At 71.7% G+C, this 9,628-nt stretch carries 5 protein-coding genes and 1 pseudogene; 2 read left to right on the top strand and 4 right to left on the bottom strand.

The features are described from left to right. From ACLEQD_RS29540 to ACLEQD_RS29525, 4 genes are all read right to left on the bottom strand, one after another. On the bottom strand, window positions 1-870 hold an 870-nt coding region (locus tag ACLEQD_RS29540; RefSeq protein ID WP_410388616.1), incomplete at its 3' end, for a DUF4396 domain-containing protein. A gap of 146 nt (window positions 871-1,016) precedes the next feature. Further along, window positions 1,017-4,130 carry an efflux RND transporter permease subunit gene (locus ACLEQD_RS29535; protein WP_410388614.1) on the bottom strand — a complete coding sequence of 1,038 codons (3,114 nt, stop codon included), beginning with the start codon at window positions 4,128-4,130 and terminating at the stop codon, window positions 1,017-1,019. After that, window positions 4,127-5,302, bottom strand: a complete 1,176-nt coding sequence (locus ACLEQD_RS29530; RefSeq protein WP_410388612.1) for an efflux RND transporter periplasmic adaptor subunit — start codon at window positions 5,300-5,302, stop codon at window positions 4,127-4,129. The genes ACLEQD_RS29535 and ACLEQD_RS29530 overlap by 4 nt, the downstream gene beginning before the upstream one ends. A gap of 5 nt (window positions 5,303-5,307) precedes the next feature. Then, a complete protein-coding gene (locus tag ACLEQD_RS29525; RefSeq protein ID WP_410388610.1) occupies window positions 5,308-6,711 on the bottom strand; it encodes a TolC family protein in 1,404 nt (467 codons plus the stop codon). 207 nt (window positions 6,712-6,918) lie between these two features. Between ACLEQD_RS29525 and ACLEQD_RS29520 the strand changes: the two genes are divergently transcribed. Together ACLEQD_RS29520 and ACLEQD_RS29515 are read left to right on the top strand one after the other, a co-directional pair. Beyond that, window positions 6,919-8,802 (top strand): MopE-related protein, encoded by a 1,884-nt coding sequence (locus ACLEQD_RS29520; protein ID WP_410388608.1) that lies wholly within the window; start codon window positions 6,919-6,921, stop codon window positions 8,800-8,802. A 2-nt stretch (window positions 8,803-8,804) separates the two neighbouring features. After that, a pseudogene (locus ACLEQD_RS29515) lies at window positions 8,805-9,502 on the top strand (ATP-binding cassette domain-containing protein). The last annotated feature ends 126 nt before the right edge of the window (window positions 9,503-9,628 follow it).

The raw sequence follows: 9,628 nt of genomic DNA, 5'->3' as shown, positions 1-9,628 counted from the left end.
GCCGCCGCTGCCCTCCGGGAGCGCGGAGGACGCCAGGGCGAGGGGCCTGCCCTCGTGCACCTCGAAGAGCACGCCCGGCACGGCCAGCGCGGCCACGCCCGCGGTGGCCATCACCGCGACCCGCCACGCCAGCCCGCCCTGGCCGTTGCCCCGCGAGGTGGGCGGTGGGTGGTGTCCCAGGCCGTGCTTCCAGCCCAGCCGCACCAGCGCCCAGTTCATGGGGTACGTGGCGACGAAGCCCACCAGCAGGCCCAGCATCGCGAAGCCCCAGAACGCCCAGGTGTCCGGGCGCGGCTGCTGCCCCACCACGAGGGGGGTGACCCAGGCCATCACCGCGCCCATGCCCGCCATCACCGTCATCATGGAGAAGAACTCCGCGCGGCCGCCCATCCACAGGGCCTGCAGCGCGCTGTCCGCCATGCCGCGCATGGCCTTGTACTGGAAGATGAACCAGCCGAAGGCGAAGCCCACCGCGTACTCGAACCAGAACTCCTGCCAGAACGACAGGCCCAGCAGCCGCGCCGCCACCATGGCGGTGATGATGCCCAGCCCGTCCCCCGCCACGCAGTGGATGACCGAGCCCATCACCCGGCGCGGCATCGTCTCCGCGTAGGCGTCATACGCGTCCCGGGCCGCGTGCCCCTGCCGCGCGCCCGCCGCCGGAGGCCGGCTGCTCCAGAGGTACACGGCGAGCCCGAAGACGGACAGGAAGAGCACGATGAGGGGCCACGCCCACTTCATCACCGGCTTCACCTGCGTGTTCACCCGCCGCGTGTCGTGGACCACCCAGCCCGCCCCGAGCAGGCCCACGGCGTACCAGGGCAGGACGAAGCCCGGCTCTGCGAGGAATGAGAGGAAACCCAGGTCCATGGCCGCTCCTTGCGCCCGAGGCGCCCGGGGGCACGCACCCGCGGCGGGCCCCTCCCGGAGGGTGGGCATCCGGACGCAAGCCTTCAGCCCTCCAGCGCCCGCCCCCGCGAGAGGGGCTCGGGCGGAGGGGCCAGCGCCCGGGCCGGCTACCCGTGCGGCAGCGGCCGGGGCTCGTCGGGGACGGCCTGCGAGTCGTCGTCCCCACCCTTCCCCCTGCGCAGCCGGTGGCCCAGCCGCGTCTTGAGGCGGTCCGCGACGACGTAGAACGCGGGCACCACGAGCAGGCTGAGCACGGTGGACACCGACAGGCCGCCCAGCACCGCGATGGACATGGGGGCGCGCGTCTCGCTGCCCGCGCCCAGCGCCAGCGCGGCCGGCACCGCGGACATCATCGTCGCGGTGGACGTCATCAGGATGGGCCGCAGGCGCACCGGGCCCGCGCGCAGCATCGCCTGCACCGCGTCCGCGCCCTGCTCGCGCTGCTGGAGCGCGTAGTCCACCAGGATGATGGAGTTCTTCTTCACGATGCCCATCAGGAGCAGCAGGCCGATCATGCTGAAGATGTTCAGCGTGTTCCCCGTGACGAGCAGCGCGAACGACGCGCCCGCCACCGACAGGGGAAGGATGGTCAGCACCGTCACCGGGTGCAGGAACGAGTTGAACTGCGCGCCCAGCACCATGTACGCGACGGCGATGCCCATGAAGAGCGCGAAGAGCAGGCTGCTCATCGAGTCGCGGAACGCGACGCTCGCGCCGCCCGCCACCACGCGGATGCCGCCGGGCAAATCCTTGCCCAGCGACTCCACCGTGGCCAGCGCCTCCTCCTGGCTGGCCCCCGGCGCCACGTTGGCGAAGACGCTGATGGCGCGCTCCCGGTCGCGTCGGGTGATGGCCTGGAGCGCGGGCAATTCCTCCTGCGTCACCAGCGACGACAGGGGCACCAGCGCGTCGTTCGCCGTGCGGACCTTGAGCAGCGACAGGTCCTCCGGCCGCGAGCGCTGGCTCGCGAGCAGGCGCATGCGCACGTCGATGCGCCGCCCGCCGCTGCTGTACTTGCCCACGCGCACGCCGCCCACCAGCGCGTTCACCGTGGACGCCACCGCCTGGATGGGCACGCCCAGGTCCGCGGCGCGCGCCCGGTCCGGGGTGATGCGCAGCTCCGGCTGGCCCAGCTGGTAGTCCGTGTCCAGGTCCACCACCTTGCCGGACGCCTGGAGCTGCTCGCGCAGCGTCTGGCTGGCCTCCACCAGCTTGTCCCAGTCCGACCCGCGCACGCTGAACTCCACCGGGAAGCCGCGCTGCGCGGTGAAGCCCGCCTGCGACAGGTCCTGCACCACCGCGCGCAGCCCCGGGTAGCCGTTCAGCTCCTTGCGCAGCACCTGCGCGAACTCCGCCTGCGTCATGCGCTGCTCCGGCGGCACCAGCGTCAGGCTCATGAAGCCGGAGTTCACGGAGGAGCCGCCGCCGCCTACCACCGCGAACACGCGCGTCACCTCCGGACGGCTGGCGACGAACGCCTCCGCGCGCTTGAAGAGGCGGTTGGTCTCATCGATGCTGCTGCCCACCGCCGTCTGCAGGCGCACGGACATGCGGCCCTGGTCCTGCGACGGGACGAACTCGCCCGGCAGCGCCTTGAACGCGAACGCGCTCAGGATGAGCAGGGCCACCGCGGCCAGCAGCACGCGCCAGGGCCGCACCAGCCCCCAGCCCAGCGCCCGCGCGTACAGCGCCTCCAGCCTGGCGAAGGCCTTGTCCACCACCACGCCCACCCGGCCGCGGTGCTCGCGCGAAGTCTTGAGCAGCTGCGCGCACCGGGCGGGCGCCAGGGTGATGGCCTCCACGTAGGACAGGAGCACCGCCACGCACAGCGTGACGCCGAACTGGAGGAAGAACCGGCCGATGATGCCCTTCATGAAGACGACGGGCAGGAAGATGGCCACGACGGCCAGCGTCGCCGCCAGGGCCGCGAAGGTGATCTCCGCCGTGCCCTCGCGCGCGGCGCGCACCCGGTCCTTCCCCTCCTCCGCGTGCCGGAAGATGTTCTCCAGCACCATGATGGCGTCGTCCACCACGATGCCTACCGCCAGGGCCAACCCCAGCAGCGTGAACGTGTTGAGCGTGAAGCCCAGGAAGTAGATGACCGCCACCGTGCCCAACAGCGACATGGGGATGGCGAGCACGACGTTGAGCGTGCTGGAGAGCGACCCCAGGAACACCCAGCACACGAACGCGGTGAGGATGCACGCGAGCAGCAGCTCGAACTCGATCTCGTGCACGCTCTCCTCAATGAACTGCGTCGAGTCGAAGCTGATGCTCGCGCTCATGCCCTCCGGCAGCTCCTTCTGGAGCTCCGCCATCTGCTGGCGCACCTGCTGGGCCACCGCCACCGCGTTCGCGCCGCGCTGCTTCTTGATGCCCATGGCCTGCGCGGGCTCGCCATTCACCCGCGCCATGCGGCGCTCGTCCTCGAAGCCGTCCTCCACGAGGGCCACGTCGCGCAGGTACACCGGGCGGCCGCCCTCCTCGCGCACCACCACGTTCGCCAGCGTCGCCAGGTCCAGCGCCTCGCCCATGAAGCGCACGTTCACCTCGCGCCCCTGGGTCTCGATGCGGCCGGCGGGCAGCTCCACGTGCTCGCGCTGGAGCGCGGCGATGACGTCCGTGACCGTGAGCGCGTGCGCGTCCAGCTTCCGCGCGTCCACCCAGATGCGCACGTTGCGCTCCAGCAGGCCGCCCAGGATGACCTCGCCCACGCCGGGCACCGTCTGCAGGCGCTCCTTCACGCGGTAGCGCGCGAAGTCGCTCACCACCTGCTGGGAGAAGGGCCCGGACACGCCCAGCCACATGATGGGCTGGTCCTCCGGGTTGGACTTGGAGACGATGGGCGGGTCGATGTCCTGCGGCAGCCGGCGCTGGGCCTGGCTCACCTTGGTCTGCACGTCCTGCAGCGCCAGGTCCACGTTGCGCGACAGGTCCAGCTCCACCGTGATGTTGGCGCTGCCCTGGCGCGCGGAGGACGTGATGCTCTTGACGCCCTCCACCTGCGTGACGGCCTCCTCGATGAACTCGACGACGTCCGACTCCACCGCCTCCGGGTTGGCGCCCTCCCACGACACGGAGATGTTGATGGTGGGGAAGTCCACGTCCGGGAACTGGCTGATGCCGATGCGCTGGGCCGCCACCAGCCCGAAGATGATGGTCGCCGCCATGATCATCCAGGCGAACACCGGCTTCTTGATGCAGACGTCGGTGATGCTCATGGGCGGCCCTCCGCGCCCGCGCCGCCGCGGCCCCCGGTCGCGGGCTGCTCGCCCACCACCTTCGGCTTCGGGCGCTCCTCTTCCACGCGCACGGCCACACCGTCGCGCAGGGCCTCCGCGCCGCGCACCACCAGCGTCTCACCGGCCTTCAGCCCCTCCTTCACCTCCACCTTCCCGTCCGGCGTGCGCAGCCCCAGCTCCAGGATGCGCTCGCGCGCCTTGCTGTCCTCCACCACGAACGCCAGGAAGCCGCGCTCGCTGGGGCGGATGGCCGTCTGCGGAATCACCGGGCTGTCCCCGCGCGACTCCACCGGCACGCTCACCGTGGCGAAGGCGCCCGGGCGCAGCTTGCGCGCGTCCTCGCCCGTCACCTCCGCGGTCACCGCCACCATGCGGCTCTGCGCGTCCGCGCTCGCGGACACGTAGGTGATGTTCGCCTCGTACGTGCCCCCTTCCGAGCGCACCGTGAAGCGCGCGGGCATCCCCGGGGTGATGCGCGCCACGTCCGCCGCGGGCACGTTGAAGCGCAACAAGAGCGGCTCCCGGCGCAGGAGCGTGGCCAGCACCACGCCCGGCTGCACGTACTGGCCCGTCTGCACCGTGCGCGTCTGGAGGACGCCGTCCATGGGGGCGCGCACGTACGCGTCGCGCTGGTTGAGCCGCGCCTGATCCAGCACCGCCTTCGCGGCCGCCACGTCCGCCTGCGCGGTGGCGGCGCGGGCCTGGTACGTCTCCAGCTGTTCGGCGGGCAGCAGGCCCGGGCTCTGCGCGTTGACCTCCGCGCGGCGCTCGGCGCCGGCCTTCGCCTCCACCAGCGCGGCCTGGGCCTTCTGCAGCGCGGCCTCCGCGGCGCGCACGGCGATGGCGTAGCGCGCGGGTTCGATCTCCGCGAGCGTGTCGCCCTTCTTCACCACCTGGCCCTCGGAGAAGGTCACGCGCTCCAGGGCGCCCGGCACGCGCGCGGTGATCTGCACGCTCTCGAAGGCCTCCACCGCGCCCACGGCGTTGACCGCGTACTCCACGTCGCGCGCCTCCACGGCCGCGACCTCCACCGGGAACTGGGTGGGCCCCCGGCCCGCGCCCTTGCCGCCCTGCGCGGGCGCGTCCTTCTTGCAGCCAGGGGCCAGGGCCAGCATGGCCAGCGACAGGGCCAGCGCTCCAGTGCGTTGCATTGCCTTCACGGTTCCTTCCCCAGGGGATTGAGTCCGACCGCGGCCCGCAGCCCCAGCAGGGCCACGCCCAGTCCATAGCGGTTGCGCGCCAGCGCGACCTCCGCCTCGAAGAGGCTGAGCGACGCGTCCGCCACGGTGAGCGCGGTGGACAGGCCCTGGCGGTAGAGGATGCCTGTCTCCGTGGCGTTCTTGCGCGCCGCCTTCGCGGCCTGCTCGCTCTGCGCGAGCGCGGCCCGGGCCGTCTCCAGGTTGACCCGCGCCTGCTCGATGTCCACCGGCACGCGTCGCGTGGCGGCCTGCGTGTTCAGCTCCGCGGCGTTGGCGATGGCCACGCGCTCGTCGCGATCCGCGTAGCGGGCGCCGCCGTCGAAGAGGGTCCAGGTGAGGTCCACCGCGAGGAAACCGTCGCCGACGTTGCCGTTGAGGCCCGCCTCGTTGGTGAGGCGGTACTGGGCGCTCGCCCCCAGGGACGGCAGCAGCCGCGCCAGGGGCTCCTTCGCGCTCTCCCGCAGCGAGCGCACGCGCAGCCGCGCGGAGAGGATGTCCGGACGGCGGTCCGTGGCCCCCTGCGTGAGCAGCTCCAGGGCCGGCGCGGGGCGCACGGCGTCCGCGAGCAGCGGCTCCGGCGGAGCGAGCGCTCCCTGCACCCGCTCCACCAGGAGGTAGCCCAGCTCCAGGCGGCTCGTCTCCGCGTCGCCCAGGGCCGCGGCGAGGTTGGACTCGGCGGTGGCCACCTCCAGCTCCGCGCGGGTGACGTCGTTGGTGCTGGCGAGCCCCGCGTTGGCGCGGGCCTGGGCGTCCGTCAGGCTCTGCTTCGCGTAGGCCAGCCGCTGCTCGGCGGCCTGGTACACCTGCTGGTTGGCCAGGGTGACGAGGAAGGCGTTGGCGGCGCTGAAGGCCACCTGGCGGCGCGTCTCCAGGGCGTCCAGCTTGGAGGCCTCGCTCTCCAGCTTCGCGGCCTTGTAGAGCGGGAAGCCGCGCGCGTCGAAGAGCGTGAGCCGGCCGGAGAAGACGGCGCCCAGCGCGTTGTACTTCTGGAGCACGATGGTCTGTCCGCCGACCTCGCGCGTGGACTCGCGCAGGCGGCGCGTGTAGGTGCCGGTGGCCGCGAGGGTGGGCAGGAAGAAGGCGCGGGCGCGGGCGACGCGGGCCTGGGCGGCCTCAGCCGTCTGTCCCGCGGCGAGCACGGCCTCGTTCTTGCGCGAGGCGAGCTCCACGGCGCGTTCCAGCGTCAGCGGAGCGGCGCCGGAGTCCTGCTCCGGAGGCCTGGGGAAGTCGCTGGCGGGGGACGTGGCGGAGGGCGCCGGGGACGCGGGCGGAGGCGTCGTCTGGGCGAGCGCGTCCGGGGCCAGCGCGCAGAGGCAGGCACCCAGGGGCGCGGCGAGGAGGGCACGGCGGACGGTGGGCATATGACGGGCGGTGGAGCGGGCCAGTGTTGAAAGGTCAGCGGCCCCTATACACGGAAGCCATCATCGCGGGGGGATGAGCGGGGCGTGGCTGGACGATGCCTCGCGGGGCGGACTAAGGGTCGGGAAGAAGACTCTCGGGTTGAAATGCCGACGGTGGCGCCGACCGTCCCACTCCGGGTGTGGGACGCGCCCCAGAATGCGTGTCCCATGCGTTTATTCCTGCTCGCCGTGCTCGTGGGTGTCCTCGCGGGATGCTCCAAGGGAGATGGCCTCAAGTCCGCCGCTCTGAAGGTGCAGGTTCATTACGAAGGATTTCGGCCGGGGTGCGTGACGCTGAGGGTCACGGATCAGTCGGACCCTTCCCGGCAGGTCACGACGGACGTGAACGTGCCCGCCGGTCCGCCTCCGGGCACGCTGTCCGTGGCGGTGTTCCGGCAAGCCGGCTGGAGCAACGACGTGAAGCTCCTGGCCACGGCGCGGGAGCAGTCGTGCGACGGCGCCCAGGTGGCCACGGCGCAGACCGACGCGAGCCTCGCGAAGGACGGCATCACGCCGGTGGACCTGTCCCTGAGCGCCACGGACTCCGATGGGGACGGGTTCGTGCGCACGGAGGACCAGGGCACGGACTGCAACGACCGGGATGCGAACCAGAAGGGCCCCACGCCCTGGTACACGGACGCGGACGGCGACAACTACGGCAACCGTAACCTGGATCCGCTGCCAGCGGCCTGTATGGGACCTCCGCTGAGCGCGTCCCGGACGGGTGACTGCGACGACACCAACCGGAGCATCAACCCAGGGGTCATGGAGTCCCGCTGCGACACCCGGGACGACAACCGCAACGACGCGACGGACGAGGGGTTCAACCTGGGCGGGGCCTGCCTCAACGACTTCCAGTGCGAGGGCGGCAACCGCTGCAACTTGATGGACGCTGGCGTCGAGTGCTTCAGCACCGTCACTCCCACGGCCTACTTCTTCGATGAGGACGGCGATGGAAAGGCGGGCATGGATGGAGGCGTGAAGTGCGGCACCCCGCCTCCCGGCACGGTCGCGGAGTTCTCTGACTGCGACGAGAGCTCCCCCTTCGTGAATGCGGGACGGGAAGAGGCCTGCGACCGGCTGGACAACAATTGCGTGGGTGGCGTGGATGAGGGGAGCATTTGTGGCCAGAACGACCTGAACTGGCAGGGTTCTGGGGGGATTCCGACGGACCCGTCCTGGAGGGCCATCGCCGTCGGACAGAATCTGGCCTGGCTCGCGGGCAGCGCAGGGACCCTGAATTCCGACAACCTGCTGAAGGTCGAGCCCAATGGGAATCTGACGCTGTCCACCTGCACCGGGACCTGGAATGCCGCATGGGTCAGCGACTCGGGACAGCTGTTTCTTGCAGGGAACGGGGGAAGACTGGCCAGCAAGCTGCCTGCGCAGCCCGACTGCACCCCGGCCACCACTCCCGACAGCATCGAGCCCCTCAATGGACTCGTGGGCTTCAACGCGGCAGGTGCCACTCCGCTGACGCTCTACGGCGTCGCGAGCAATGGCCTCATCTTCCGCTGGATGCCTCCCGCCGATCCCGTCAAGGTTGACGGCCTGTTCATCAACCTCCGCGCGGTGCACGCGGCCGAAAAGCCCGAGACGATGTTGGCAGTGGGCGCGAACGACCCTCCACCCAACCCTCCCAGGGCACGCGTCGCACGCTTCAATCCAGCGGATGGAGGCTGGACGGAGGAGGCGCTTCCCGCAGGCCTCCCGGACGGCTATCTGCGCGGAGTGTATGTGGTGAGCGCGAACTACGCTTACGCAGTGGGCGACAAGGGCGTCATCCTTGAGAGGAATCACGGCTCCTGGCGGAGGCTCCTCTCGCCTGCACTGGAGCCGGACCTCACCGACGTGGTGGCCTTCGGGCAGAAGGCCATCTACGTGACGACCGCGACGGGCACCCTCCAGTTTTTCGATGGCACGAAGTGGACGATTGTCTATTCGAGTCCGAACGCGAAGAACATGCGTGTCCTCGATGCGACGTCGCCCACGCAAATCGGGGCGTCGGGCGACTTCGGCGTGTACCAGTTCTTCCGCTGGCCCAAGCCCTAGTCATGGACCTGCGCGCCGAAGCCCTGGGCATCCGCTACGGCGCACGGACGGTGCTGGAGCCCACGGACTGCCACGTCCCGCCCGGCACGCAGGCGCTGGTGCTGGGGCGTTCAGGGGCGGGCAAGACGACGCTCCTGAAGGCCTTCGCGGGGCTGCTGCTCCCCTCCTCCGGCCGGGTGACATGGGACGGGCAGGACGTCGCCCGGCTCTCGGCGCCGGAGCGCGCGGACGGCAGGCGTCGTTCGGCTTCGTGTTCCAGACGGACGCGCTCTTCGACTCGCTGACGGTGCGGCAGAACGTGATGCAGCCGCTGCTGCGCCGGCGCGTGCCGGAGGCGGAGGCCCGCGAGCGCACGGACGCGGTGCTGCGCTCGGTGGGACTGTCGGACGCGGCGGACACGCTGCCCGAGCGGCTGTCCGGCGGCATGAAGAAGCGCGCGGGGCTGGCGAGGGCGCTGGCGGCGAGGCCGGCGGTGCTGCTGGCGGATGATCCGTTCGCGGGCCTGGATCCGGGCACGGCGCGGCAGGTGGCGAGGGTGCTGCTGGAGGTCGCCGGCAAGGGGACGCTGCTGGTGGCGGCGCCGGAAGCGCCGGTGGACCTCCCCCTGCCCCGCTGGCTGTACCTGCGAGGCGGCCGACTGGTGCACGATGGGGCCCCGGCGCCGGAACTGGAGCGCGCGCCGGACGAGGCCCTCGCATGACCCTGCCGTGTCATCCCCCGTGAGCACCACCGCCCTGGCCTGGCTGGGACGCTCGGCGATGCGGGCGGTGGGCGGCGTGGGCGCGCTGGCCCTGGTCGCGGGCCGCACGGCCTGGGGCCTGCGCAG

It is taken from the genome of Corallococcus sp. 4LFB, from assembly GCF_046520365.1.
Taxonomy (GTDB): Bacteria; Myxococcota; Myxococcia; order Myxococcales; family Myxococcaceae; genus Corallococcus; species Corallococcus caeni.
The sequence above is the reverse complement of the archived record's forward strand: the minus strand, read 5'-3'. Positions and strand labels throughout refer to the sequence as shown.